This window comes from Kushneria konosiri (genome assembly GCF_002155145.1).
In the GTDB taxonomy this organism is placed as follows: Bacteria; Pseudomonadota; Gammaproteobacteria; order Pseudomonadales; family Halomonadaceae; genus Kushneria; species Kushneria konosiri.
Window position 1 is genome coordinate 1,247,558 of record NZ_CP021323.1, and the last position, 25,221, is coordinate 1,272,778.

Here is a 25,221-nt window from a genome sequence, read left to right on the forward strand (position 1 = left end):
GCGACCCTTCGCGCACCCCCTTGCAGTGTGCGAATTCGATATAACAATGGGCGGCACCAAAAATCGCCATGTTATTGCCCAACCAGGAGGCGTTATGCGCAAACCAGAACTCGCCGCGGCCATTGCCGAGCAGGCGGATCTTTCAAAGGACAAGGCAGGTCAGGTACTCAACGTCGTACTCGACGAGATTACCCGCAGTGTTGCCAGGGGCGAAGATGTCACCCTGATCGGGTTTGGTACCTTCACCGTGCGCGAGCGCGCCGCACGTACCGGCAAGAACCCGCAGACCGGCAAGGAAATCCAGATTCCTGCCAGCAAGAACGTTGCGTTCAAGGCCGGCAAGGGTCTCAAGGACGCCGTTTCCAAGTAATTCCTGTCACGGGATTACGGCGTTGATATCACCGGCTGCCCCAGGGCAGCCGGTGTTGTTTTATCAGGCCGTCGCCAGGCGTGCCTGTCGAACCCCACGCGCGAGGTCACGCACCAGGGCGTGCACGTCCCGGGTGCCGGCCTCGACGCTGTCGGCATGTTCGATGCAGCTGATCAGCGCAGACCCGACCACCACGGCATCGGCGAAACGACCGATGCTGGCCGCCTGCTCGGCGCTGCGGATGCCAAAGCCCACGGCAATCGGCAGATCGGTATGGGCGCGAATGCGGGTGATCGAGCGCTCGACGCTTTCCGGCGTGGGCGCGGCAGCCCCGGTGACACCGGCTACCGAGACGTAATAGATAAAGCCCGAGGTGTTTTCCAGCACCCGCGGCAGGCGCTTGTCATCGGTTGTGGGCGTGGCCAGACGAATGAAATCAATGCCGGCACGCGTGGCCGGCAGACACAGTTCGCTGTCATGTTCCGGCGGCAGGTCGACCACAATCAGTCCATCCACGCCGGCCTCGGACGCATCCTTCAGAAACTGTTCAACGCCATAGCGATAGATGGGGTTGTAGTAACCCATCAAGACGATCGGCGTTTCCTGATTGTCACGGCGGAACTCGCGCACCATCTCGAGCGTTTTGTGCTGGGTGTGCTGACCCTTCAACGCGCGCAGGGCGGCCTTCTGGATTGATGGACCATCGGCCATCGGGTCGGTGAACGGCATGCCCAGCTCGATGATGTCGGCGCCGGCCTCCGGCAGGCCCTTGAGCGTGTCGAGCGAGGCCTGATAGTTCGGATCGCCGGCCATGGTAAAGGTGACCAGCGCCGCACGATCTTCAGCCTTGAGCGCCTCGAGGCGGCGAGTAATACGTGTGGCCATTATTCGGTCTCCCCGGTCTTTTTCGCCACGTCATGCGGCGGCTGCATGTCATCGATTCGGCCGGGCTCGGCGGCCTCTACCGTGGTGTTCGGCAACTTTTCGGTATCGCCGTGCTGCTCGAGCCAGTTGGCAACGCTGGCCATGTCCTTGTCACCGCGCCCGCTCATGTTGAGCACGATCAGGTGATCCTCGGGCAGGTCCGGGGCGATCTTTCTGAGATGCGCCAGCGAATGCGCCGATTCCAGCGCCGGAATGATGCCTTCGAGTTCACAGCAGAGCTTGAAGGCCTCGATCGCCTCGTGATCGGTGATCGAGACGTACTCGACCCGCTTCTGGGTATGCAGCCAGGCGTGCTCGGGGCCGATGCCCGGATAGTCCAGACCTGCCGAGACCGAGTGGGCGTCGGTGATCTGGCCATCCCTGCTTTGCAGCAGGAAGGTGCGATTGCCGTGCAGCACACCCGGCTCGCCACCGTTGAGGCTTGCCGCATGTTCACCGGTTTCGATGCCGTGCCCGGCCGCTTCCACGCCAATCATGTGGACGCTTTCATCATCAAGCATGGGATGGAAAAGGCCCATGGCATTGGAACCACCGCCGATGCAGGCCATCAGCGTGTCCGGCAGGCGCCCTTCCTTCTCGAGAATCTGCGCACGGGTTTCCCGCCCGATGACGGACTGGAAATCACGCACCATGGCCGGATAGGGGTGCGGGCCTGCGACCGTGCCGATCAGGTAGAAGGTGGAATCCACGTTGGTGACCCAGTCGCGCAGCGCTTCGTTCATGGCGTCCTTGAGCGTACCGGTGCCGGATTCGACCGGGATGACCTCGGCGCCCAGAAGCTTCATGCGAAAGACGTTGGGCTGCTGGCGCTCGATGTCGGTGGCGCCCATGTAGATCACACACTCCATGCCAAAGCGTGCCGCCACGGTGGCGGTGGCCACGCCGTGCATGCCGGCACCGGTTTCGGCGATGATGCGCTTTTTGCCCATCTTGCGGGCCAGCAGGATCTGGCCGATGCAGTTGTTGATCTTGTGCGCGCCGGTGTGGTTCAGATCCTCGCGCTTGAAATAGATCTTCGCCCCGCCCAGATGCTCGGTCAGGCGCTCGGCGTAGTACAGCGGTGTGGCGCGACCGATATAGTCGCGCTGATAGCCCTCGAGCTCGCGGCGGAAGGCCTCATCGGTACGTGACCATTCCCAGGCTTCCTCGAGTTCAAGAATCAGTGGCATCAGGGTTTCGGCCACGAAACGGCCGCCGAAATCGCCGTAGAAGCCGTTGATGTCGGGCCCTTTCGAGAAGCGGGTGTTTGATGCAGTAGCAGATGACATGGTGATCTCCCTGTCCGTCATGATGATGGGTCATGAAAGACGCGCTCATGAAACGGGTATCGATGGCATTATCGATGATGCCCCTATCGTGACAGTTCCGGGCGCGGTATAACATCGATAAATTTGCCACAATGGTTGAGAAAAACTCACATCACCATGTCGGATTCACTGCCTCCCCTTAACGCTCTGAAAGCCTTTGAAGCCGCTGCACGCCTGGGCAGTGTTACGGCGGCGGCGCAGGAACTGAGCGTCACACACGGCGCGGTCAGCCGTCAGATTCGTGCGCTGGAAGCACATCTGAATACGGCCCTTTTCGAGCGTGCCGGTCGCGGTCTGGTGTTGACCCGCCATGGCCGCCAGCTGCAGTCCGGGGTCAGCGAGGCCTTCACCGGGCTGCGAGCGAGCTGTCGGGCCCTGAGCCGTGACATCGAGGATGCCCCCTTCACGCTGGCCTGTCCGGGCAGCCTTTTGGCGCGCTGGCTGATCCCGCGCCTGGACCGGCTCCATCGGGAGCTGCCGGCGCTGAGACTCAACGTACTGGCCAGCGAGGGCGACCCTGATCCACGCCGCAGTGACATCAGCGCGGCGCTGGCCTTTATCGCCCCGCCCTGGCCGTCCGACATGCAGGTCATCGAGATCACCGCCGAAACGATCGGTGTTGTCGCCGCACCCGACATTGCCGCACGGCTGACCGGGCGACCGTTCGAGGCGCTGTTCGAGGAGACGATGCTGGAGACCACCTCACGTCTTCAGGCCTGGCCGCAGTGGGCGAGAGCCTGCGGGCTTGATGAGCAGGCGCTGGCAGCGGCCCGCGAGAGCAGCCAGCGCTTTGAGCACCTCTACTATCTGCTGGAAGCGGCGCTGGTGGGTCTGGGCGTAGCGATTGCGCCGCGACTGGTCATCGAGGGCGATCTGCAAAGCGGTCGGCTGGTGGCCCCCTGGGGATTTGTCGATACTGATGCCAGGCTCTGCCTATTGCTGGCACGTGGCACGCCGCGCCAGGGTGGCGATCAGTTGGCAACATGGCTGCGTGATGAGCTGACAACACCGGCCTGAGCCTCCGGCGTTATTGAGCAATAATGTTCAAGCCTGCCAATGGCAAGTCCCTTTAAGCTTCAAAACTGATGCTTTGGAACCGACGTTCCGGGAGAGCCACCATGAGTCGCGCGTTCAGGTTTCAGTTTTCCAGCAGTCGGCATGTGCCGACGCTCAAGGTGCTCAGCGCCTCGATCAGTGACTTTCGCTACGACCGGCATGCCCACACCGAATATGCCTTTGGCGTGACGCTGGCCGGCCGGCAGGATTTTTTCAGTGCTGGTGCCTATCATCGCAACCCACCGGGCAGCGTGATCTTTTTCAACCCCGAACAGCCCCACGATGGCGAGTCCGGCGGCGACCACCGCCTGGATTACGTCATGACCTATGTTTCCCCCGATACGCTGGCGCCGCTGTTTGCCGCGGCCGCCGGCGACGAACAGGCCGGCAGGCTTTCAAGCCCGCAAACGCTGATCACGGACCCGGTGCTGCGTGATGCCATCCTGGCGCTGACGCGTCTGGTGCGGGGCGACATCGGCAGCCGGATCGACCAGGAGCATCTACTCGGCCAAATCGCCACCCGGATGACGCAGCGCGCCGGACGCTATCAGAGCGTCTCGGCGGCCACCACCCGCCCCGATCGGCTATTGATGCGCGCCTGTGACTATATCCGTGCCCATCTCGATCAGGAGCTCTCGCTTGAGCGTATCAGTGACGCCGCGAACCTCTCCCGCTATCACTTTCTGCGTCTTTTCCGGGCCCAGTTTGGCATGACACCACATCAGTATGTGATCAGCTGTCGCATCGATGCCGCGCGCACTGCGCTGGAGTCGGGCGTCACGCCCGGCGAGGTGGCCCTGCGCTACGGCTTTGCCGATCACAGCCACTTCAACCGTCGCTTCAAGCGCATCCACGGCGTGACGCCCTTTCAATACCAGCAAAGCCTTGCCCACTGATCCGGAATTTTCTCTCATGCTTGCGATCATCGTTTATGCCCTGGGCATCATGTATTCACCCGGGCCCGTGAACCTGCTCGGCCTCAACATGGGCCTGCATGGTCAGGCCCGACGCGCCACCGGCTATTACCTGGGCGTGGGACTGGCCATGCTGCTGCTGTTTTTGCTGTTCGGCCTCGCCGGCGCGGCCTGGATCGAACCCGGTGTGCTGGCCCTTTTTGGGGCGCTGGGCTGCGGCTATATCCTTTATCTTGCCGTTAAAATTGCGCACTCCAGCATCGACCCCAACGCACTTGGCGGTGCACCGCGCACAATGACCTTTCGCGACGGGCTGCTCATGCAGCTGGGCAATCCCAAGGGCGTGGTGGCCACGCTGCCGATCGCGACCCTGCAGTTTCCGGCCGCCGGCATTCACGGTGTGGGACTGGTGGTCTGGTCGTTTGGGCTTGCTGCACTGGCCGTGGGGGCCCCGAGCAGCTATGCCCTGCTCGGCGCGGTTCTTGGTCGGCGGCTGGAGAATGCCCGGGTACTCAAGGGCATCAATCTGGTCATGGCGGCGCTGCTGGTCGGGGTGGCACTTTCCATGGGCTGGGAGCATGTCTGGAGGCCGTTGGCATCAGCGCTTGAGCAGGCGTGAGTTGATCTCCACGGGGTAAACTTATCCCTGCTTACCCTGAAACCGCTCCAGTGCACGGCGGTAGGCACCGCTTCGCACCGCCTTGCTGATCATTGGCATTGCGCTTTTGATGCCGGTACGCACGGCATGACGCTCGATGCGTGACAGCCTTAGATCCAGCATGTCATTGGCCCAGTCGGGCAATAGATCAATTCCCGCCCGCATGAACAGCGCCCCGGCCGGACGCAAAACAAGATTGCGCGGCGGCGCCGCCAGAAGTACTTGAACCACCTCGCGGGTGCGCGCGTCGCAGACCAGCTCACCGCGCTTGCGTTCGAGATAGGCCGCCACTGCTACGCGACTGTCCGGCACGTGGCGCGCGCCGAGTGCCTCGGCAATACAGGCGGTCTCGAAGAAATAGCGGTCCTGGTCGGCATGACTCAGGTGCGGGTTGCGATAACGCAAATGCCCGGCCATGAAGCGACTCATCTCCGCGACGTGCACCCAGACCAGCAGATCGGGATCATCGGCGGCGTAGGGGCGGCCGTCGGCGGCGTGGCCCTTCACGTATCCATGAACATGCCGCACACGCGCAATCGCGGTCTCGGCCTGTTCGAACGTGCCAAAGCTGGTGGTGGCAATAAAGTCGCTGGTACGCCTGAGTCGCCCGATCATGTCCTCGCGAAAGCGCGAATGATCCCAGATGCCCGCCAGCGCCAGCGGATGCAGCATCTGCAGCAAAAGCGCGCTGATGCCGCCACACATCATCGGCGTGAAGTCACCGTGCAGGTTTCTGACCAGACCATCACGGGGAAAGGGGCCGGGATTTTGATCGGTGCGCGTCTGTCCCAGACGCTCGATCATGGCATCACGCAGGAAGGTCGTGGTCATGGGCGCAGGGCTCGCATACCGGGCGTTGAAGGGAGCATCGGGGTTGCCCCGATGCTCTTTTAGTGTAGGACAGTTGATTGCGATCAAAAGACGCCGGCAGTGTCTCTACACCTGACCATACTGGCCGGCGGCCTCGCCGAGCCAGCGGCGAATCAGCGGCTCGATCGACTCGGGGGCCTGATCGAGCATGGCGCGGGTCAGCTGGCGCACCGGGTCGAGCAGGTCACGGTCCCGGGTGAGATCGGCAATCTTCATGCCGACCAGCCCGGTCTGACGGGTGCCGAGCACCTCGCCGGGGCCGCGCAGTTCCAGATCGCGCTCGGCAATGCGAAAGCCGTCATTGGATTCACGCAGCACGGCCAGCCGTTCGCGGGAGGTGTCCGACAGCGGCGGGTGATAAAGCAGCACACAGAAGCTTTCAACCTTGCCGCGCCCGACCCGGCCCCGAAGCTGGTGCAGCTGGGCAAGCCCGAGACGCTCGGGATTTTCGATGATCATCAGGCTGGCATTGGGGACATCTACGCCGACCTCGATGACCGTGGTGGCGACCAGCAGGTCCAGCTCGCCGTCGCGAAAGGCATTCATTACCTCGGCTTTCTCGGCGGCTTTCATGCGACCGTGCACCAGCCCGACCTGAAATTCCGGCAGCGCCTCGGTCAGGGTGTCGCGGGTGACCTCGGCGGCCTGACAGGTCAGGGCTTCTGACTCCTCGATCAGCGTACAGACCCAGTAGGCCTGGCGACCTTCGAGACAGGCATTGCGAATGCGCTCGGTTACCTCGCCGCGGCGCTCATCGGACACCGCCACGGTCCTGACCGGCGTGCGACCGGGGGGCAGCTCGTCGATCACCGAGACATCCAGATCGGCGTAGGCACTCATGGCCAGCGTTCGAGGGATGGGCGTGGCGGTCATGATCAGCTGATGCGGAGTAATACCGTTCACTTCCCCCTTCTGGCGCAGGGCGAGGCGCTGATGCACACCGAAGCGATGCTGCTCATCGATGACGGCCAGACCCAGCCGGTGAAAGTGAACGTCTTCCTGAAAAAGTGCATGGGTACCGGCCACCACCTGCGCGCGCCCTTCGCTGATCAGCGCCTTGGCGTCCAGCCGGGCACGGCCCTTGAGTTTGCCGGAGAGCCAGGCCACCTCGATGCCCAGCGGCTCGAACCAGCGCTTGAGGCTTTTGTAATGCTGCTCGGCCAGCAGTTCGGTCGGCGCCATGAGTGCGGCCTGGTGGCCGCCGCTGACGGCCTGGAGCATGGCCATGGCGGCCACCACCGTCTTGCCGGAGCCAACGTCGCCCTGCACCAGCCGTAGCATGGGGGTGGTCTGGCTGATATCGGCGCTGATCTCGCTCAGGACCCGGCGCTGGGCGCCGGTCAGCGAAAACGGCAACTGTGTCAGAAATCGGGTCGCCAGTCCGCTGCTGGCGGGCAGTGCAGGTGCGGCGTCATCCTGAATGCGCAGGCGAATGCGATACAGGCTCAGCTGATGCGCCAGCAGCTCCTCCAGCGCCAGTCGCCGCTGGGTAGGGTGTTGACCTTCTGCCAGCTGCTCCAGTGGCGCATCCGGCGGCGGAAAATGCAGATAATCCAGCGATTCACGTAACGCAGGCAGACGAAAGCGCGTCCGAATGGCCTCGGGAATCAGCTCCTCGAGCGTCAGGCTACCCTGATCAAGATGCTCAAAGGCCTGACGAATCAGGGCGCGCAGGCGCGGCTGGGCGAGGCCTTCCGTGGTCGGATAGATCGGCGTGAGGGTCTCTTCAACCTCCTCCCCGGTCTCATCCTTCAAAAGCCGGTATTCGGGATGATACATCTCAAGGCCGGTACTGCCCGAGCGCGCCTCGCCAAACAGGCGAATTCTGGCGCCGCGGGCAAACTGACCGACCTGGGCCTTGGAGAAATGAAAAAAGCGCAGCGACAGGATGCCGGAACCGTCGCGCAGGCGAACCAGCAGACTGCGCTTGCGGCCCTGAATCACATCGCTGGCGGTCACCTCGCCTTCCACCACGGCCTCGCTGCCAGCCTTGAGAGCTGCAATCGGGGTGACCCGGGTGCGGTCCTGATAGCGCAGCGGCAGATGAAAGAGCAGGTCCTCGGCCACCTGAAGATTGAGCCGCTCGAGGCGCTCGCGCATGGCCGGCCCCACGCCCTTGAGCGTGTTGAGATCCGTCGCGCCGCTGGCCGGGGCGTGCGATGGTGCGGCACTCATTCCGGATGTATGGCCCTGTGGCAGGCCTTGATCGCACGCGTGATGGCATCGATCGCCTTGGGACGTGGGAAGCTGGCACGCCAGGCCAATGCCACGGTCCGATACGGTGCCGGGTCCTTGAAGGGACGCGTTTCCAGCAGACCACTGGCATAATGCACGCTGCCGGTGGCGGATTGAGGCACCACGGTGATGCCAAGCCCGGAGGCCACCATATGACGAATGGTTTCCAGCGACCCGCCCTCGGCAATCAGGGTATTGCCGGGCTGGTGCACGTGATCCTTGATGGTCGGGCACGCTTCCAGCACCTGATCGCGAAAGCAGTGGCCCTCGCCCAGCATCAGCATTTTCTCGTCGTACAGGACGTCCCGGTCGATCTCCTTGCGGGAGAGCCAGGCGTGACCGGCCGGCAGCAGCACCTCAAAGGGCTCGTCATAGAGCGATTTGGTCAGCACGTCGGGCTCGGCAAAGGGCAGCGCCACGATGATCACGTCCAGCTCTCCGGAGCGCAGCTTGCGCCGCAGTTCGCCGGTCAGATTCTCTTCGATGTAAAGCGGCATCTGCGGCGCTTCCTCGGAGAGTGTGGGGATCAGATGCGGAAAGAGATAGGGCCCGATGGTATGGATGGCGCCGACCCGCAGCGGGCTTGAAAGCTGGTCCTTGCCTTCGTTGGCCAGCTCCTTGATGGCGCTGGCCTGCTCGAGCACGCGACTGGCCTGCTCGACGATTTTTTCGCCCAATGGGGTGACCTGGACGGTGGACTTGCTGCGTTCAAACAGCGCCACACCCAGTTCTTCCTCCAGTTTCTTGACCGCCACCGACAGGGTCGGCTGTGAGACGAAGCAACGCTCGGCGGCGCGTCCGAAATGACGCTCCTGGGCCAAGGTTACGATGTAACGAAGTTCTGTTAGAGTCATGTAGCAGACCGAGCCAGCACGTGGAACAGGAAGTTGTCGCATGAAGCGACCGTTCAACTCAGGGCCTTATAGTCAAACCTTATCGGCCCTATCAAGCAAGGAGCTTAGCGGGTGAATAAAACAATTCTCATCCTTGGATGCGGTGATGTGGGTACCGCACTGGGAGAGCGCAAGCTCGCGCAGGGATACAGCGTGGTTGGCGTACGTCGTCATGCGGCAGGTCTCCAGTCCTATGGCATTGACCCATTGTCGATGGATATCAACGATGAATCCGCGCTTGAGGCGCTGCCTGATGCCGACATTGTAGTCTATGCGCTCAGCGCTGACCGCTTTGAAGAGAGTGCCTATCAGGCCGCCTACGTTGATGGCCTGAATCGGACGTTGAACCATTATGAAGGGCGCGAGCACGCACCGCAGCATGTGTTTTTCGTCTCCTCCACCTCGGTGTATGGCCAGCAGGATGGCGAGACGGTCGATGAAGACAGCGAACTCGACCCCAAAAGCTTCTCCGGACGCCTTCTGATCGAGGCCGAGCAGCGTCTGGCCTCAAGCCCGCTGCCGGGTACGGCCGTACGCTTTTCGGGCATCTATGGGCCCGGTCGCGAGCGGCTGATCGGTCAGGTACAGGAAGGACGTATCGCCCCCAAGAGCCCGCCGATGTACTCCAACCGCATTCATCGCGATGACTGCGCCGGCGTGCTGGACTTTCTGATCGAGCGCGCCGTTAACGGTGAACCGCTCGAATCGGTCTACCTGGGCAGCGACACCGAGTCCACGCCCTTACATGACGTGATGATGTGGCTGGCGGGGCGTCTTAACGTCGAGCCCAGCAGCACCATTCAGTCACCGCTGCGCCGGCGCGCCAGCAAGCGCTGTGACAGTCGGCGTCTGGTCGAGGCGGGCTACAAGTTCAAGTATCCGACCTTCCGTGAAGGCTATGCTCAGGTGCTGAAGGCGGCCGGCATCAAGGTCAGCGAGCAGGCCTGACGCCTTTGGTGACGTACGTGTTTGACCGGCGGATCATGTAAAAGGGGGCGATGGCATCAGCCATCGCCCCCTTTCACGAGCGCCCTGAACGGTTCGCTCGGTGCGTTGATGGACGTCAGTCGCCCAGCACCATGACCCCTTCGGCCTCAAACTGGCTGCCCTTGGGCAGTTCCTTGACGCCCACGGCGGCGCGGGCCGGATAGGGCGGCTGGAAATACTGCTCCATGACGCCATTGACCAGCGCAAAGTGCGACAGGTCGGTCAGATAGAGATTGAGTTTGACGACGTCGGCCAGCGTTCCGGCCGCTTCTTCACATACGGCCTTCATGTTCCTGAACACCTGATGCGCCTGCTGTTCGATGTCGTCGCTGACAATCTCCATGCTGACCGGGTCGAGCGGAATCTGGCCGGACAGATAAACGGTATTGCCCGCCTTGATGGCCTGTGAATAAGGGCCGATGGCTTTTGGCGCCTGGTCGGTATGGATGGCGGCACGATTGCTCATGAACACTCCCTGCGTTGTTGTGACAGCTCTTTTGAAAAACGATGATGCGTAAAATCGTCAGCTGCCGGTACGCGAGACACGACCTACATAGGCCAGATTGCGAATGCGTTTGATGATTCGCGCCAGATGTACGCGGTTACGCACGGCCAGCGTCAGGTTGACGATCGACAGACGCTCATCACGCTCTTCGATATTGATGCGTTCGATATTGGCTTCGGCGTCGTTGATCAGGCTGGCAAGCTCTGCCACCAGGCCGCGGCGCGTTTCAATCTCAAGGCGCAGGCCCACCGGGAAGTCGTCCTCTACGGTGTCGGACCACTGCAGCGGGAAACACTTCTCCGGGTCTTCGTGACAGTCTTCCAGATTTCCGCATTCGCTGCGGTGTACCACAATGCCTCGTCCGGCACTGAGATTGCCCACGATGGTATCGCCCGGCAGCGGATAGCAGCAGCGGGCAAAGCTGATCACCATGTTGCGGGCGCCGCTGATGGCCATGGCGCCCTGATCATCACTGTGGGCCTGAATTTCCTGCGGCTCGCTGTCGGCCAGACGCCGCGCCACACTCCAGGCCACACGACTGCCCAGCCCGATCTCCTCGAGCAGATCATCGAGCGAATTCAGCGTCAATGCCTTGAGCAGTGCATCGATGTGAGTCTGTGACAGCGTTTCAAGCGTCAGATCAAACGAGGTGAGTGCCTGATTGAGCAGGCGTCGGCCCAGGGCCACCGAGTCATTGCGCTGCTGATGCTTGAGGGCGTGGCGCACCGCCGAACGGGCCTTGGCCGTGATCGTGAACGACAGCCACGCCAGGTTGGGCTGAGCGCCCGGCGCGGTAATGATCTCGACGGTCTGACCGCTTTCAAGCCTTGAGGAGAGCGGCGCCAGATGCCGGTCGATGCGACAGGCGATGCAGCTGTTGCCGATGTCGGTATGCACGGCGTAGGCAAAATCGATCGCGGTGGCCCCGCGCGGCAGCTCCATGATGTCGCCCTTGGGGGTGAACACGTAGGCATCGTCGGGGAACAGGTCATTCTTGACGTGTTCGATGAACTCCAGCGAGTTACCGGCGTGACGCTGCATTTCCAGCAGGCCGCGCACCCATTCGCGGGCGCGGGCGTGACTGCCCATGGCAATCGGTCGGTCGGTCTGGCCGGCCTTGTAGAGCCAGTGGGCGGCAATGCCGTTGTTGGCCATCGCCTCCATCTCGCGGGTGCGAATCTGCACCTCGATGGGAATGCCGTTGGGGCCAAAGAGCGTGGTGTGCAGGCTCTGATAGCCGTTGGCCTTGGGGATGGCGATATAGTCCTTGAAGCGCCCCGGCACCGGCTTGTAGAGATTGTGCACCGCGCCCAGGATGCGATAGCAGGTATCGACCCGGTCGGTGACGATGCGAAAGCCGAACACGTCCATCAGCTCGTTGAAGGGCTTTCGCTGATCGCGCATCTTGCGATAGATCGACAGCAGATGCTTCTGGCGGCCCATCACCGTGCCGGGCAGGTCGTCGCCATCCAGTGTGCTCTGCAGGGTGCTCTGAACGTGGCGAACCATCGAGCGGCGGTTGCCGCGCGCCTTGACCACCGCGCGCTGAATGCGCTCGGCGCGCATCGGGTGAATCGCCTGAAAGGAGAGATCCTCCAGCTCCACCCGAATGGTATTGATGCCCAGGCGTCCGGCAATGCGCGAATAGATTTCAAGCGTTTCGCGGGCGATGCGGCGCTTCTTGTCCGGGCGCAGGGCGCCCAGCGTGCGCATGTTGTGCAGCCGATCGGCCAGCTTGACGATGATGACGCGGATATCGCGCGACATCGCCAGTACCATCTTCTGGAAGTTTTCCGCCTGGGCGACGGCCTTGTCCTCGAAGGTGATCTGGGTCAGCTTCGACACCCCGTCGACCAGCTCGGCCACTTCCTCGCCGAACTGGCGCGACAGCGCCTCCTTGGTAATCCCGGTATCCTCGATCACGTCATGGAGCATCGCCGCCATCAGGCTTTGATAGTCCATGTGCATGTTGGCCAGGATATTGGCCACGGCCAGCGGGTGGGTGACATAGGGTTCGCCGGAGCGGCGATGCTGGCCGTCGTGGGCCTGTTCGGCGTAGTAGAAGGCGCGTCTGACCTGCGCGATCTCATCGACGGTCAGATAGCCGTCAAGGCGGTCGGAGAGATCATCGATCGTGAACATGGCAGATCAGCGTATGGGCAATGGGCTTATTCGCTCTCGGGCTCGTAGCGCGGACGCTGGGGCACCATGGCTTCCAGCGGCTCGTTGAGTACCGTACGGTCGACCTTTTGCGCGGCGATTTCGCGCAGGGCCATGACGGTGGCCTTGTCATTTTCCCAGGGGAGTTCGGCATTGCGCGAGCCGCGAGCCAGCTGACGGGCGCGGTGCGTTGCGACCATGACCAGCTGAAAGCGGTTATCCATGTATTGGAGACAATCTTCAACCGTTACTCGTGCCATGATGCTGGCTCCTGAATGCGTGTGATCTGAATGAAGGCGCCCGGCGTGTCATCTGCCCGGCGTAAATCGTGTTCGGAAGGGGGAACCGAGTCTACCGGAGCCCTTCCACTTCTGACAAGAGCTCGCCGATCAGGCTCTGGTTTGCGGCCTGTACCCGAGCCATTCGAAGACGTTCGGCACTGATCAGTCCTCTGAGTTCGTTCACGGCGGTGGCGAAATCATCATTGATGATCAGATAGTCATACTCATCAAAATGCGACATCTCGCTGACGGCGTCACGCATGCGGCGATCGATGGTGGCCGCATCATCCTGCCCGCGGTTGGACAGCCGCTCGCGCAGCGCCTCGCGCGAGGGTGGCAGAATGAAGATCGAGACCGCCTGCGGCATCTGGGCGCGTACCTGACGTGCGCCCTGCCAGTCGATTTCGAGAATCACGTCCTCACCAAGGGTCAGGCGTTTTTCCACTTCAAGGCGCGAGGTGCCGTAGTGGCGATCAAAGACCCAGGCATGTTCAAAGAATTCATTGCGCTGGATCATCGCCTCGAAGGTGGGCTCGTCCACGAAGTGATAGTTGATGCCATCGGTTTCGCCGGCGCGCCTCTGGCGGGTCGTGTGGGAGACCGAGACACCCAGCTGGCTGGTCGCGGCGATGAGCTCGCGCACCAGACTGGTCTTGCCGGCGCCCGAGGGGGCAGAAACGATGTAGAGCGTGCCCTGAGACATGAAAACGGTCCGAATGAATGGCTGCAAGGCGCACCATTATGGCACAGCCCTGCAGATTTCGGTGAGGGGTTTGCTCAGGCGGCGATGGCCAGCTCATCGTGCAGCGGCACGTCGGCAAGCTGTGACATCGATTGGCGATAGGCTTCAACGTTTTCAGGGTACTTTACCCCTTCGACCAGCGAGAGCTGACGCAGCACCGGGAAGAGTTCGATGTCATCCAGCGACAGCACGCCGTTGACCGCCTCCGGCGACTGAATCAAAGCGTCCAGCTCGTTGAGCCAGCGCTGGGTGTCCACCAGAAGTTCGGGCGTCTGATCCAGCAGTGTTTCGAAATCGTCAAACATGGCTTGCTTGTCGTGTGTGAAATGCTCGGCGGCCTCGGGCGTTGCAAATTCTCCCAGTGGCGCTCTGGGCACACGGGGAATGAAAAGTTTTGCTACGGTCTCGGAGGCGGCACTGATCCAGCGAGTGATCTCTGGATTGCGCGGGCCGTCCATCACCTTCACGCCTTCGTCTTCGCTATCAATGCACTTCACGATCGCCATGCTCTCGGCCAGGGTATAGCCATCCTCGAACTCGAGAATCGGCACCTTCTTCTCACCGACCAGACGCACAGGGGTCTCGGCGTCGTCGTTGAGCAGCGTCTGCAGCCTGACCGGGACATCGCGCAGGCCGAAAATCATGCGGGCCTTCACGCAAAACGGGCAGTGATCGTAGATATAAAGGTCCATCTTCGTCCTCTCCAACGTTCCCTGTTGTTTACCCAGTCTGGGTGAGGAATAAGTCTTGCGCCAATAAAGTATTAATTCTTTGGGCGGTCGAGCTGCGGGTAGCAACGGAAAAGCCCCTGCTCGGAAAACGGCAGGCGTCGCTCGGAGGCAAGGTACTCGCTGATCAGGGGCAGCTCCAGCACGTGATCGTGCAGGGCGATGACCTTCGGGATATCGGTTTCCAGTGCGGCCATGGCGTTGGGAAAGGCGTAACGCAGGCCCTGCACCATGTGAAAGAGCGACAGATCCACGTAGGAAAGGCGCTTGCCGACCAGATACACCGGGCTGTCGGGGTTTTTATCGATGATGCGCTCGAAGTAGTGAAAAAACTTCGGCAAACGGTTGGCGATAAAGTTGTCCGCCCGGCGGATGGCCTCTGCCTCCTGATCCTCGAAGTAAAGCTCCGGTCCCATGGGGTGGTGGACATCGTGCGCCTCGGCGACAAAATCGGTGATGGTCAGCTGCAGGCTATGGGCCCAGAACTGATAGACCTTGTCATCGCTGACCAGCTTGAGACGCGGGCCCAGGTATAAAAGGATATTGGCGACGTGGGAGATCACCTCCTTGCCGGCCTTTAAAAAGGGCGGGGCCAGCGGGGGGTAGTCGGTCATGCTGCCATCCAGCCATGCCGTGACGGCCTCGACCCCGTAACCGGGTTCGGTGCTGTTGCCCACATCGATATAGTCGGCCCCACCGGCTTCCAGTGCCAGACGAATGAATTCGCCCCGACCGGGGATGTCCGGCCAGTAATAGAGCTCGTAACGCATGCTGTTCTCTCCGTACCGACGTGGTGGTTCGTCTTATATTGGCAGTTGAAGGTGACCGGAATGAAGACCTCTTTGTCCCCGGGCTGCAAACGGCATAGTGGCGGCCCGAGGCTTTTCTGATTCGGATCAGACCGTCTGCCAGCGCGGCGGGGCGTTCTGGGACAGGGCGTCCACGATGACGCTCAGTGCCTGCGCCAGAGCGCCACGGTCCGGCGCGGCACTCAGACAGATCCGAATGGCCTGCGGTGCAGCAGTGCTGCCGACACAAAAGGCCTCTGCCGGTGCGACCCGGACGCCTTCCTTCTCCAGCGTCTCGACCAGCCGGGCGGCGCGATGTTCACCGGGCAGGACCAGCCAGGCATAGAAACCACCGCGGCGCATGGTGATATCAAAATCGCCCAATGCCTCACGCACCATGGCCTGGCGTGCCTCAAGCTCCTCGAACTGCCACGACAGCAGCCGGTCGGCATCATTGCTGGTCAGCCAGCGCCCGGCAATCTCGGCCATCAGCACCGGTGGTGCCCAGCACTGATTGCGCAGGCTGATGCGCAGTGGCTCCAGCACGCCCTTCGGTGCGCGCATGATGCCTGAGCGCAGGCCGCCACCCAGAATCTTGGCCACTGAAAACAAAAGGATCGTGCGCTCCGGGGCCAGCTGATACAGCGGCGTGCCGCGCGCATCATTGGGCAGATGCATCACGCCATCCTCGATCAGCCAGAAATCACGCTCGCGGGCCAGTGCCACCAGCGCCTCGCGACGCTTTTCAGACAGCTGCACCGTGGTGGGGTTGTGATGCTCGGGCATGAGATAGAGCGCTCTGAAAGGCGTACGCTCACGGCGCGCGGCCAGTGCGGCCACATCGATGCCCTCGTCATCGAAGGGGATGGCCACCATCTTCAGCGACTGCTGACGCGCAGCGCTGATCACCCCTGGATAACTCAGCGCCTCGGCCGCCAGACGGTCATTGGGAGAGAGCAGCGCCGACAGCGCCAGCGCGATGCCGTTCATGCCGCCCTGGGTGATCAGCAGTTCTTCCGGGTCAACTGCCAGGCCCTGATGGCCCAGCCAGTCGGCGTAGCGCTGGCGATGGGTCGCCATGGTGTCATCCAGCGGGTAATGGATGGCCTGCTCGAGTGCGGCGGGATCTGTACTGATCTCGCTCATGAGGCGTCCCAGCGTGGCCTGACGCTCGGGGTGGGGCGGTGGCAGCGACATGCCCAGATCCACCAGCCCGTCGTGTGAGGTGCCCATCACATCGGCAAAGGCCGACCCCGGCTCCTGGCGGTGGACATAGGTACCGCTGCCCACCTGGGCGCTGACCCGCCCGCTCTGCTCTACCAGCGCATAGGCACGGGTCACGGTACCCACCGTGACCCCGAGCGCATCGGCCAGCCGGCGCTGGGGCGGCAGCTTGTCGCCGGGGGCGAGCTCGCCATTGTCGATCGCACGCTCGATGGCCTGTGCCAGAGCGCGATAGCGCGGGCCGTTCTCTGAAAGCTCGGGTATCCATATTGTCATGGTGACAATAAATCCATTGACGGTGACATTGGAAAACGTATGCTCAAATTGTCACCCATAAGCGGGTAACACTTCCATAATTGTATTCATACAATGACAGCGAGGCCGTCATGATGTCCATCAGCTGGTGGGTCTCCGTGACCCTGTTTGCCATCACCATGACCGGTACGCCCGGCCCCAACAACGTCATGCTGACGGCCTCCGGCGCCATGTACGGCTTTCGCCGCACCCTGCCTCATATTGTCGGCATTCTGCTCGGCGGCCTGACGCTGTTCACGCTGATCGCACTGGGGCTGGGCACGCTGTTTCAGCGTTATCCGATCATCCAGCAGGGGCTGCAGATCGTGGGCGCGATCTATCTGCTCTATCTGGCCTGGCGTATCGCCTCGGCGCCGCCGCCGCAGTTTGATGTTACAAGTGATGCCCGCCCCCTGACACTGTGGCAGGCGGCCACGTTCCAGTTCGTCAATCCCAAGGTCTGGGTGATGGGGCTGACGCTGATGGCCAGCTTTCTGCCCGCCGAGGGCCCGGTCTGGCTCAACGCCTTTGGACTTGCCCTGTTCATGGAAGCCGTCGCCCTGCCCTGCATTTCGCTGTGGGCGGGCTTCGGGATGGTCATTGCGCGTTTTCTGACCACCCCGCGGGCGTGGCGCCTCTTTAACGTCACCATGGGGCTGATGACTGCCGCCTGCGTGATGTTCATTGTAAAGTAGGGCTCATCTTCAACCATCAGCAGGGGCAGTAGCGGCATGAGTGACAGGCCCGGAAACACCGGTGTGAGCGTACGTGAGGTGATGGATCAGGATCTTGCGGCCATCCATGCCATTTACAGCCACCACGTCCGCCACGGGCTGGGCTCCTTCGAGGAAGTACCTCCCACGCTTGAAGAGATGACAAGACGCTGCGCAGGCACGCGCGAGGCAGGTCTGCCGTATCTGGTCGCCGTGATTGATGAGACCGTGGTGGGTTACGCCTACGCCGGCTTTTTCCATCCGCGCAGCGCCTACCGCTTCTGTCTGGAGGACTCGGTATATGTGAGCCACGATGCCCACGGCCGCGGTGTGGGCAGTGCGTTGCTCTCGGAACTGCTCGCCCGCTGTGAACAGGGGCCGTGGCGACAGATGATCGCCTTGGTCGGTGACAGCGATAATGCCGGCTCGATCGCGCTTCACAAGCGCTTTGGCTTTACCCATCAGGGCGTCATCAAGGCCTGCGGCTTCAAGTTCGGCCGCTGGGTCGATGCGGTCATCATGCAGCGCGCGCTCAACGAAGGCGACACAACGCTGCCGGAATAGGGAAAGGATAAGCGCAGGGTTTACCCTGCGCTTTTTTGTGACCCCGGGCGTACGGCCTCTTCCTGCGTCTCTTCCAGCCGGTCGGTGCGCCGCAGCACCGGGAAGGCCCACATCCAGAGGCCAACAATGGCCAGCGTGCCCATCGAGCCGATCACGGCCGCGGGCACCGTGCCGAACCAGGACGCGGTCACGCCGGACTCGAACTCTCCGAGTTCGTTGGAAGCGCCAATAAAGAGCATGTTGACGGCATTGACCCGACCACGCATCTCATCCGGCGTGGCCAGCTGCAAAAGCGTCAGGCGCACATAAACACTGATCATGTCGGCCGCCCCGGCCACCAGCAGAGCGCCGAAAGAGAGCCAGAACCAGTGTGAAAGCGCAAACACCAGATTGGCGAGACCAAAGACGGCCACCGCAGCAAACATCACCAGGCCGGCATGTCGCTTGATGGCCCGCACCCCCAGATAAAGGCCCATCAAAAAGGCCCCCACTGCTACCGCACTTCTAAGCGCCCCCAGGCCTTCGGGGCCGACATGCAGGATCTCGTGGGCATAGACCGGCAACAGCGCCACGATACCGCCGAACAGTACGGCAAACAGATCCAGTGAAATCACGCCCAGAATCACCGGTCGGCTTCGAATGTAGTCAATGCCGGCGGTAAAGCGCTGCCAGGCGGTATCGTCGGTGGCCTGGCGCTCGAAGGCATAAAGTACCGGCACGCCGGCCAGGGTGAGCTGGGCCAGTACGAAACATGAAAGCACCACGCTATAGGTCAGGGTGGGACCCAGGGCATACAGGAGACCGCCCAGCATGGGGCCTGCAATCACGCCGATCTTCATGATCGAGGAGTTGAGCGCGATTGCCTTGCCCAGCTGTTCACGGGGCACGATCTGCGGCAGAAGGCTTTGAAGCGTGGGGCCGGTAAAGGCGCGTGCCGCGCCAAAAAGCATCAGCACGGCGTAAAAGGGCGTGGCACTGCCAGGAGATTTTAGAGACAGCGCAATCAACAGCGCGCTGCAAAGCCCCTGCACTGCCCAACTCAGCTGCAGGATGCGCTTGCGATCAAAACGGTCGACCACGTCCCCTGCCGGCAACAGCAGCACCACCATGGGCAGAAACTGCGCCAGCCCCACATAGCCCAGCGTCAGCGGATCACGCGTGATGTCATAGACCTGCCAGGCCACCACGATGGCCTGAATCTGCATGGCAAACACGGCCCCCAGGCGGGCCACAAGAAAGGGAATGAAACCGGGCTGGCGGTAAACGGGCGTATCGAAAGCGGCGGGCATGGCGTCCTGCAATGGCATCAATGAGCGGGATGGCCTTAAAGCATACCTCGTGCACTCGCAAAATGCCGATGCCGCCCACCGGCTGATGCCTGCCCTCACCCGCGCAGTGCAGGTGCTGGTAGTCGAAATCAAACGGCTCTTGGTAGTCATCGATTTCCGGCAGATCCGGGTTGGCAAAGAGCCTGGCCAGCACGCGAAAACGCCTGCCGATACGGGGCTCGATCGCGACATCCTGATGGCGCAGCCAGCCGCCCTTCCACTTGTTCTGGTTCTCCCACTTTTTTGGGTACCCGATGGTGGGCCTGGTCTCGACGCTATTGAACCAGGCGTACTCCATGCCCTCACGACTGGTCCAGACGTTCTTGCAGGTCATGGAACAGGTATGACACCCAATACATTGATCGAGGTTGAGCATAACGCCCACTGGTGAGCGAATGCTCATCATCACGGCCTCCACGACGATCGCGTATGGACTGCCCGCCACCGGCAGGATGCGCAGTTATGGGGCCAAGCGTGCGCGTGGCGGGGAGTGTTGATTTTGATGCAGGTCAAGGTGGGTGGGAGCGAGGAAGGAGGCTACCTCTTTGGGGGTAGCGACTATCTATTGAATAAAAATATTATAATTCAATAGTTTGCGATGTAATGTAGTATCTAGGGCGTAATTGTTTTGAACAGTAGGTTCTTTAGATATAGCAAATACGCAGATATATAAAAGACTGTTTTTAATCTTAGGAGTACCTAAAGGAATTAAATTTTTGCATCCATTTGCCGATCTATATTAATCTGAATTAATATAATAGCCATTAATGTTTGAGGTCGGTGGCATGAAAATAGAAATAGATGATCTTTGCGTAAGCAAAAACGCACAGTTTTATAAACTGAAAAAAACTCTGAGTGTAAAAGCGTTAAAAACTTTGTTTAAAGAAGTATCCCAAAATCGTTCTGGGAGCTATCTGTGTAATAAAGTTCGGTCAAATTATACATCTAATAATGATGTAGCCGTTAAGTATTCACTTCTTTCTTACAAAACAGTAGCAGAACCATCATTCCTTAAGGGTACACAGATTAAAGAGTATAAAGTTGCTTATTTGTTGTTAGTGGAACTAGATGATGCTGTAGCCGTAATAAAAAAACACGTAGAACCCTTTGCAAACTTTTTTGATGATTTTTTAGAAGAGTTTGACTACGATAATTTTTGTCATTTTTATGGCGACAAGAGTCCTGAGTATGAAAAAATCGCCATGAAAAACATGAGTATTTCTAATGCGGTTATTAGATCGCGATCTTTAGAAGCAAAAAATTTGGACGGGATCATGTCATCAAATTCTTCTAGTAGATCTGTACCTACCAGCTTCAGGATGAAGATTGCCCAAGATGTATATACGCTGACTCCAAATACATCTAGAGTTAGCCATCGGGATAAAAAAGCTGGCTTCGATGAATTAGTTGATTGGCTGTCTTTGACCAAGGAAGAAATAAAAATTGTTAATGGTAAGAGTGAGTTTTTAAATAATTTTGCAGTCCCTGTTTGTTTAGAAGATATACTAAAGATTCCTCATTCGATCACTGCTATTTTTTTAGATTTGGGAGAGGTCGAAAGAAAGATAGAATGCGGAGAAGCAAAATTAAAAAAACAAAACGGTGATTACCTGAATCAAAGTGAAGTCTATAGATTTTTTGATATTTTGAAATCCCCACTAAGAATTAATAGTGAATCAATTTTTGTGAAAGGGAAAAAAGTAAAAGGAAAAATCCAGTGTTCAAAAAGTTCGATTGCTATTAAAAATACGATTTTGAACGATTTGGTGATAGAGGAGGATGGGGTATTTGAATATAAGCTGTCTAAATTAGTTAATGAGGAAAAGCCATTTTCTGCTGTTTTTGATAGTCCAAATTACTCATATTATTCTCGCTCTTGCTTTGAAGATAAATCTCTTCTTAATAACATTGACTCTATGCTTACTATTTTTGATGACACCTTTGATTTTTCCAAAGTTAGAAGTGAGAAAGAAAAGAAACATGAAGCTTCGCTCGCAAGATTCCCAGAAAAATCGCTTTTTAGAGCGATCGAGGATGAATATTGTGCTGAGTCTAATGTCGTTTTCTGCGATGACATGAATGATGAATGGGCTGATCATATATCTTTTAATATCAATAGATCAGTACCAGAAGTTTCCTTTGTGCATTCGAAATTTGTTGTTAAAGACACCTATGGTGCTAGCGCTTTCCATGAAGTTGTTGCCCAAGCATTAAAAAACATTGGACGCACTCAGTCAGATAAAAAATCTTTTAAAGAAAAATACGATAAGAAGTGGTCCAAAATGTATGAGTCTACTCAGATACCTAGGACTATAGGAGCAAACAACTGGAAAGATATTGAAGATGTGATAGATGTTGTGCAAAAAAATCCAAATTCTATAAAAAAGGTGGTTTTAGCGACGCCATTTTTAAGCAAGTCAAAATTGAGTGATGAAATCGACCAGTTAAATACAGGGGGAAGATGTAAGCCACATTATGTTCAGTTGATATGGCTGATAAATACTTTTATAAGTTCCTGTAAGGAATATGGCGCTCAAGCTTATATTCTTTGTAAAAAGTAGTTATTCCTAATAAAATGGCGCCTAGCGTTTTTTTAACGCCCTTTCATGGTTTTCTATTGAAAGTACTACTTGCCAAAAAGCAGCAAGTAAAGCTTGAACCTCTTCACTCAACCCACGTCAGTTCCAGGACATGCCAAATCCGCTCGCCGTCCCACTCGTAGCCAAGATGCCTTCCCTGCCGGGTCGCGCTCATGACCGGCGGGCGCAGTACCGCCGCATATTCGCCCTCTGGGTCTCTCACGCTGGGGTAGACGATGCCATCGGCCCATTCTTTCTAGAGGCTCAAGCCAAAGATCTGCCCTGCTTACCAGTTTTCGGGGTCGACAGGGGCATGGCTTCCAAGTTATCGCGCAGCTCAAAAAGCTCGTTATGAAACCCGGATAGGTAGACGCGCTGTTGAAGTAAAATCGGCAGACATTACCCAATCCCGCCTCCGGCAACCTTTCTCCTACCCATTATTACGCTGTAGATACACCCGCGTCTTGCAACGGTCATCCAGCGCGCTCAATGTCCATCTGGCAGGTCCTTCTCTCCTGATCAGTTGAGGATTCGTGCCATGCCCTTGCCCAACCGTTCGTTTCTCACCGTTTCTCCACGCGACGCCTTTGATATCGATACCGCCCGCCTTGCCGACTTCAGTGCCGAGAATTTCGAGCTGGTCGCTCACCGCGGTGCCAGCGGCTATCGCCCCGAACACACGCTTGAGGCGTATCAACTGGCGATCGAACAGGGGGCCGATACCATCGAGCCTGACCTGGTGCCCACCCGGGATGGCGTGCTGGTGGCGCGCCACGAGGGTGCATCCGGCAAGCGCGACGATGATGGCGAACATACAAAAACCGGCTTTCATAAGGCGCGCTCTTTTTCTCGTTAAAATCCGACTTCCAGCCCGGCATAGAAGGTCCGCCCCGGAGCGGGCTCGAAGTAGCGGTTGTTATTGGCATTGATGCGGGTGTTGGCAAAATGCTCGCGGTCGAACAGATTGCGAATACCGGCGTAGACATTGAGGCGGGTATCCCCGCCAAGCCGCCAGCCCTCGCCTGCGCGCAGGTTGATCAGCCAGTAGCTGTCGACGTCCACGTCGTTGGCATTGTCGGCCACCATGTCGCCGATGTACTGGGTCTCGAGCGTGGCAAAGCGCTCATCCTGTCCTTCCCAGGTCAGCCAGTTGACCCAGGTCTGCTCCGGCAGGCCGGGAATGCGGTTGCCATCAAACCGCTCGCCGTTGGCCTCAAAGTCGTCAAAGCGGTAGTGGGCCAGCGTCAGCGCGCTGTCCAGCCGCCAGGTCTCATCGAGCTGCCAGCCCAGTGCGACTTCCAGCCCGTCACGCTCGGTGTTGCCGGCGTTTTGATAGAAGGTGCGGCCGTCCTCGCCTTCGAGACTGTAGGGCACCAGCTCGTCGCGCACGCGCACCGAAAACAGTGCCACGTCGTAGTTCAGGCCGTTGTTGAAATGACCGCGCAGACCGAGCTCGCGGTTCCACGCCTTTTGCGGTTCGACGCTCGAATTGAAGCCGCCGCCCCCGGTGGGGTTGGCAAACTCCGAGAAGGTCGGTGTCTCGAACGAGGTACCGGTCGTCACATAGGCCTGATGGTCGGGCAGATAGCGATAGCTCAGGCCTGCCGAGCCGCTCCACTCGTTGAACTCCCGGTCGCCGCTGTCATCGCCGTTGCTGGTGAAATCGTCATCGACCTTGAGCCGAACGCGGTCATGGCGCGCCCCCAGTGAGGCGGTCCACTGATCGGTGAGGTCGAGATCACCCTGCCAGAAGATGCCGGTCGAGGTGGCGGTCTGGGTCTCGTCGGCGGCGGTGTCGGTGACGTCGCCGCTGAAGGCGACATTGCGCCGCCAGCGATCATCGCGCTGGTGGGCGGCATCAATGCCGGCCACGTAGCGCAGCGGCATGTCGCCAAGACTTAGCGTCTGATGATACTCGACGCTGCCGCCGAAGACGTCGCGGTCATAGCCCAGCAGGCTATCGCCCGGATAGGGCAGCTGCTGCTCGAAATTGCGCCAGGTGTAGAAGCCCTTCACGTAGAGCTCGCCGGGGCCGGCGGAAAGGTCCTCGTACTGAAGCCCCACCACCTGCTGGTCAACGCTCTGGCCGGTGTCATATTCACGGGTAAAGCGCCCGGCCTGATGGCGGTTCTCGGAGACCTGCTCGCGGGTCAGCCCGCCCGGGTCTTCCGAGCGCGGATTATCCAGCAGATTGACGATGGCGGTGAGCGCACGGTCGTCGTCCAGCTCGCGGCGCAGTTTGGCGTTGAGCAGGTATTTTTCCACCGAGCTGTGGTCACGATAGCCGTTCTGATTTAGCGCCGAGAGGCTGACGTGATGCGACCAGTCGCCGTTGGCACTGCCGGTCTGCAGGGAGGCCTTTTTGTAGTCGTCGCTGCCGCCTTCCACACGCAGGCGGGTACCCGGGTCGTCACGGCCGTTGGCGGTAGTCACCGAGATCACCCCGCCGGCGGCGTTGCCGTAGAGCACCGAGGAGGGCCCGCGGATCACCTCGATGCTTTCGGCGCTGTCGAGATCGATCGCATCGATCTGGGCCTGGCCGTCCGGCAGCGTATAGGGAATGCCATCCATCAAAATGGTGATGCCGCGCACGCCGAAGGGCGCGCGGGCGCCGAAGCCGCGAATGGCAATGCGCTGGCCCTGGGCGAAGTTGTCCCGGTTCTGGATAAACACCCCCGGCACCTGCCCGAGCGATTCATCCAGCCGCACCCGCTGCTGGCCGCGCTGGATGCTTTCGCGCTCGACAGTCGAGACAGCCGCCGGGGTATTGTAGAGCTCGCGGGCCAGCCGCGGGGCGCTGATCACCATGGTCTCGATGGCGTCATCGCCCGTGATCTCTTCACCGTGGGCGGTCCCCGCCGTCATGGCGCCCGCCAGCGCCAGCAGCAGCGTTCTGCGTGATGTCATGTTGTTCCCTTGAAAGCGATGAAGGTGTTGTTGTCGTTGTGTTGTCTGTTGGATACCGAGTCTAGCATCCGGCGAGGTCGTTGCCGGGGGCTTTCATCCTGTCATGAGGGGACGAGTTCAATAGGAGCGATCTTTCGAGAGCCGTTTCAGAAAGGCCTGTGACATGACGTTCT

23 protein-coding genes and 1 pseudogene are annotated in these 25,221 nt (G+C 59.6%); 9 read left to right on the top strand and 15 right to left on the bottom strand.

Annotation, left to right across the window (positions count from 1 at the left end; genetic code table 11):
- The first annotated feature begins 46 nt into the window (after positions 1 to 46).
- A complete protein-coding gene (locus B9G99_RS05825) occupies positions 47 to 370 on the top strand; it encodes an HU family DNA-binding protein (RefSeq protein WP_158521534.1) in 324 nt (107 codons plus the stop codon).
- Positions 371 to 433: 63 nt separating this feature from the next.
- On the opposite strand, the gene trpA is transcribed toward B9G99_RS05825, so the two are convergent.
- Positions 434 to 1,255 carry a tryptophan synthase subunit alpha gene (trpA, locus tag B9G99_RS05830; protein WP_174678757.1) on the bottom strand — a complete coding sequence of 274 codons (822 nt, stop codon included), beginning with the start codon at positions 1,253 to 1,255 and terminating at the stop codon, positions 434 to 436.
- Positions 1,255 to 2,583: a tryptophan synthase subunit beta gene (gene trpB / locus B9G99_RS05835; protein ID WP_086621158.1), complete on the bottom strand. Its 1,329-nt coding sequence runs from the start codon at positions 2,581 to 2,583 to the stop codon at positions 1,255 to 1,257. Before trpB ends, trpA begins: the two co-directional genes overlap by 1 nt.
- 156 nt (positions 2,584 to 2,739) lie before the next feature.
- Between trpB and B9G99_RS05840 the strand changes: the two genes are divergently transcribed.
- The 3 genes from B9G99_RS05840 (at position 2,740) to B9G99_RS05850 (ending at position 5,211) form a co-directional block, all read left to right on the top strand.
- A complete protein-coding gene (locus tag B9G99_RS05840; protein ID WP_086621159.1) occupies positions 2,740 to 3,639 on the top strand; it encodes a LysR family transcriptional regulator in 900 nt (299 codons plus the stop codon).
- 101 nt (positions 3,640 to 3,740) lie between these two features.
- Positions 3,741 to 4,574, top strand: coding sequence for an AraC family transcriptional regulator (locus tag B9G99_RS05845; protein WP_086621160.1), 834 nt, complete (start codon positions 3,741 to 3,743; stop codon positions 4,572 to 4,574).
- A gap of 16 nt (positions 4,575 to 4,590) precedes the next feature.
- A complete protein-coding gene (locus B9G99_RS05850) occupies positions 4,591 to 5,211 on the top strand; it encodes a LysE family translocator (protein ID WP_086621161.1) in 621 nt (206 codons plus the stop codon).
- Positions 5,212 to 5,232: 21 nt separating this feature from the next.
- Here B9G99_RS05850 and B9G99_RS05855 read toward each other — a convergent pair whose 3' ends face one another.
- The 3 genes from B9G99_RS05855 to B9G99_RS05865 form a co-directional block, all read right to left on the bottom strand.
- Positions 5,233 to 6,081, bottom strand: coding sequence for an oxygenase MpaB family protein (locus B9G99_RS05855; protein WP_086621163.1), 849 nt, complete (start codon positions 6,079 to 6,081; stop codon positions 5,233 to 5,235).
- Between the two features lie 105 nt (positions 6,082 to 6,186).
- Positions 6,187 to 8,295 (bottom strand): ATP-dependent DNA helicase RecG, encoded by a 2,109-nt coding sequence (gene recG, locus B9G99_RS05860; protein ID WP_086621165.1) that lies wholly within the window; start codon positions 8,293 to 8,295, stop codon positions 6,187 to 6,189.
- Complete coding sequence (locus B9G99_RS05865) at positions 8,292 to 9,209, bottom strand: hydrogen peroxide-inducible genes activator (RefSeq protein ID WP_086621166.1); 918 nt, start codon at positions 9,207 to 9,209, stop codon at positions 8,292 to 8,294. The genes recG and B9G99_RS05865 overlap by 4 nt, the downstream gene beginning before the upstream one ends.
- Positions 9,210 to 9,320: 111 nt before the next feature.
- Here B9G99_RS05865 and B9G99_RS05870 point away from each other — a divergent pair, with 111 nt between their 5' ends.
- Positions 9,321 to 10,196, top strand: coding sequence for an SDR family oxidoreductase (locus B9G99_RS05870; protein WP_086621168.1), 876 nt, complete (start codon positions 9,321 to 9,323; stop codon positions 10,194 to 10,196).
- A gap of 115 nt (positions 10,197 to 10,311) precedes the next feature.
- Here the strand turns inward: B9G99_RS05870 and B9G99_RS05875 are convergent, their stop codons facing one another.
- The 7 genes from B9G99_RS05875 to B9G99_RS05905 all read right to left on the bottom strand — a co-directional run bounded on the left by B9G99_RS05875 (position 10,312) and on the right by B9G99_RS05905 (position 16,939).
- The gene (locus B9G99_RS05875; protein ID WP_086621169.1) at positions 10,312 to 10,701 is read right to left on the bottom strand and encodes a RidA family protein; all 390 of its coding nucleotides are present in this window, start codon (positions 10,699 to 10,701) and stop codon (positions 10,312 to 10,314) included.
- Between the two features lie 57 nt (positions 10,702 to 10,758).
- Positions 10,759 to 12,882, bottom strand: coding sequence for a RelA/SpoT family protein (locus tag B9G99_RS05880; protein ID WP_086621172.1), 2,124 nt, complete (start codon positions 12,880 to 12,882; stop codon positions 10,759 to 10,761).
- A gap of 26 nt (positions 12,883 to 12,908) precedes the next feature.
- Positions 12,909 to 13,160: a DNA-directed RNA polymerase subunit omega gene (gene rpoZ / locus B9G99_RS05885; RefSeq protein WP_086621173.1), complete on the bottom strand. Its 252-nt coding sequence runs from the start codon at positions 13,158 to 13,160 to the stop codon at positions 12,909 to 12,911.
- A 91-nt stretch (positions 13,161 to 13,251) separates the two neighbouring features.
- Positions 13,252 to 13,884 carry a guanylate kinase gene (gene gmk, locus B9G99_RS05890; RefSeq protein ID WP_086623314.1) on the bottom strand — a complete coding sequence of 211 codons (633 nt, stop codon included), beginning with the start codon at positions 13,882 to 13,884 and terminating at the stop codon, positions 13,252 to 13,254.
- A gap of 74 nt (positions 13,885 to 13,958) precedes the next feature.
- Complete coding sequence (gene grxB, locus B9G99_RS05895) at positions 13,959 to 14,615, bottom strand: glutaredoxin 2 (RefSeq protein WP_086621175.1); 657 nt, start codon at positions 14,613 to 14,615, stop codon at positions 13,959 to 13,961.
- Positions 14,616 to 14,686: 71 nt separating this feature from the next.
- Positions 14,687 to 15,421: a glutathione S-transferase gene (locus B9G99_RS05900; protein WP_086621176.1), complete on the bottom strand. Its 735-nt coding sequence runs from the start codon at positions 15,419 to 15,421 to the stop codon at positions 14,687 to 14,689.
- A gap of 126 nt (positions 15,422 to 15,547) precedes the next feature.
- On the bottom strand, positions 15,548 to 16,939 hold the full coding sequence (locus tag B9G99_RS05905; protein WP_086621178.1) for an aminotransferase-like domain-containing protein: 1,392 nt from the start codon (positions 16,937 to 16,939) through the stop codon (positions 15,548 to 15,550).
- 113 nt (positions 16,940 to 17,052) lie between these two features.
- On the opposite strand from B9G99_RS05905, the gene B9G99_RS05910 reads away from it, so the two are divergent.
- Positions 17,053 to 17,652, top strand: coding sequence for a LysE family translocator (locus B9G99_RS05910; protein ID WP_418268965.1), 600 nt, complete (start codon positions 17,053 to 17,055; stop codon positions 17,650 to 17,652).
- Between the two features lie 36 nt (positions 17,653 to 17,688).
- Positions 17,689 to 18,234, top strand: a complete 546-nt coding sequence (locus B9G99_RS05915; RefSeq protein ID WP_086621182.1) for a GNAT family N-acetyltransferase — start codon at positions 17,689 to 17,691, stop codon at positions 18,232 to 18,234.
- A 20-nt stretch (positions 18,235 to 18,254) separates the two neighbouring features.
- Here B9G99_RS05915 and B9G99_RS05920 read toward each other — a convergent pair whose 3' ends face one another.
- Positions 18,255 to 19,523, bottom strand: coding sequence for an MFS transporter (locus tag B9G99_RS05920; RefSeq protein ID WP_174678758.1), 1,269 nt, complete (start codon positions 19,521 to 19,523; stop codon positions 18,255 to 18,257).
- Between the two features lie 76 nt (positions 19,524 to 19,599).
- Positions 19,600 to 19,965: pseudogene (gene narH / locus B9G99_RS05925) on the bottom strand (nitrate reductase subunit beta); the annotation flags it as partial.
- 382 nt (positions 19,966 to 20,347) lie between these two features.
- Here narH and B9G99_RS05930 point away from each other — a divergent pair.
- Both B9G99_RS05930 and B9G99_RS05935 read left to right on the top strand, forming a co-directional pair.
- The gene (locus B9G99_RS05930) at positions 20,348 to 22,123 is read left to right on the top strand and encodes a hypothetical protein (RefSeq protein WP_227875952.1); all 1,776 of its coding nucleotides are present in this window, start codon (positions 20,348 to 20,350) and stop codon (positions 22,121 to 22,123) included.
- A gap of 556 nt (positions 22,124 to 22,679) precedes the next feature.
- The gene (locus B9G99_RS05935) at positions 22,680 to 22,997 is read left to right on the top strand and encodes a glycerophosphodiester phosphodiesterase family protein (protein WP_227875953.1); all 318 of its coding nucleotides are present in this window, start codon (positions 22,680 to 22,682) and stop codon (positions 22,995 to 22,997) included.
- On the opposite strand, the gene B9G99_RS05940 is transcribed toward B9G99_RS05935, so the two are convergent.
- Positions 22,994 to 25,048, bottom strand: coding sequence for a TonB-dependent receptor family protein (locus B9G99_RS05940; protein WP_086621186.1), 2,055 nt, complete (start codon positions 25,046 to 25,048; stop codon positions 22,994 to 22,996). The genes B9G99_RS05935 and B9G99_RS05940 overlap by 4 nt on opposite strands.
- Positions 25,049 to 25,221: the final 173 nt, after the last annotated feature.

Coding starts and splice junctions, on each gene's coding strand:
- B9G99_RS05825 (WP_158521534.1), top strand. CDS start 47: ATGGGCGGCACCAAAAATCGCCATGTTATTGCCCAACCAGGAGGCGTT.
- trpA (WP_174678757.1), bottom strand. CDS start 1,255: ATGGCCACACGTATTACTCGCCGCCTCGAGGCGCTCAAGGCTGAAGAT.
- trpB (WP_086621158.1), bottom strand. CDS start 2,583: ATGTCATCTGCTACTGCATCAAACACCCGCTTCTCGAAAGGGCCCGAC.
- B9G99_RS05840 (WP_086621159.1), top strand. CDS start 2,740: ATGTCGGATTCACTGCCTCCCCTTAACGCTCTGAAAGCCTTTGAAGCC.
- B9G99_RS05845 (WP_086621160.1), top strand. CDS start 3,741: ATGAGTCGCGCGTTCAGGTTTCAGTTTTCCAGCAGTCGGCATGTGCCG.
- B9G99_RS05850 (WP_086621161.1), top strand. CDS start 4,591: ATGCTTGCGATCATCGTTTATGCCCTGGGCATCATGTATTCACCCGGG.
- B9G99_RS05855 (WP_086621163.1), bottom strand. CDS start 6,081: ATGACCACGACCTTCCTGCGTGATGCCATGATCGAGCGTCTGGGACAG.
- recG (WP_086621165.1), bottom strand. CDS start 8,295: ATGAGTGCCGCACCATCGCACGCCCCGGCCAGCGGCGCGACGGATCTC.
- B9G99_RS05865 (WP_086621166.1), bottom strand. CDS start 9,209: ATGACTCTAACAGAACTTCGTTACATCGTAACCTTGGCCCAGGAGCGT.
- B9G99_RS05875 (WP_086621169.1), bottom strand. CDS start 10,701: ATGAGCAATCGTGCCGCCATCCATACCGACCAGGCGCCAAAAGCCATC.
- B9G99_RS05880 (WP_086621172.1), bottom strand. CDS start 12,882: ATGTTCACGATCGATGATCTCTCCGACCGCCTTGACGGCTATCTGACC.
- rpoZ (WP_086621173.1), bottom strand. CDS start 13,160: ATGGCACGAGTAACGGTTGAAGATTGTCTCCAATACATGGATAACCGC.
- gmk (WP_086623314.1), bottom strand. CDS start 13,884: ATGTCTCAGGGCACGCTCTACATCGTTTCTGCCCCCTCGGGCGCCGGC.
- grxB (WP_086621175.1), bottom strand. CDS start 14,615: ATGGACCTTTATATCTACGATCACTGCCCGTTTTGCGTGAAGGCCCGC.
- B9G99_RS05900 (WP_086621176.1), bottom strand. CDS start 15,421: ATGCGTTACGAGCTCTATTACTGGCCGGACATCCCCGGTCGGGGCGAA.
- B9G99_RS05905 (WP_086621178.1), bottom strand. CDS start 16,939: ATGACAATATGGATACCCGAGCTTTCAGAGAACGGCCCGCGCTATCGC.
- B9G99_RS05910 (WP_418268965.1), top strand. CDS start 17,053: ATGTCCATCAGCTGGTGGGTCTCCGTGACCCTGTTTGCCATCACCATG.
- B9G99_RS05915 (WP_086621182.1), top strand. CDS start 17,689: ATGAGTGACAGGCCCGGAAACACCGGTGTGAGCGTACGTGAGGTGATG.
- B9G99_RS05920 (WP_174678758.1), bottom strand. CDS start 19,523: ATGCCCGCCGCTTTCGATACGCCCGTTTACCGCCAGCCCGGTTTCATT.
- B9G99_RS05930 (WP_227875952.1), top strand. CDS start 20,348: ATGAAAATAGAAATAGATGATCTTTGCGTAAGCAAAAACGCACAGTTT.
- B9G99_RS05935 (WP_227875953.1), top strand. CDS start 22,680: ATGCCCTTGCCCAACCGTTCGTTTCTCACCGTTTCTCCACGCGACGCC.
- B9G99_RS05940 (WP_086621186.1), bottom strand. CDS start 25,048: ATGACATCACGCAGAACGCTGCTGCTGGCGCTGGCGGGCGCCATGACG.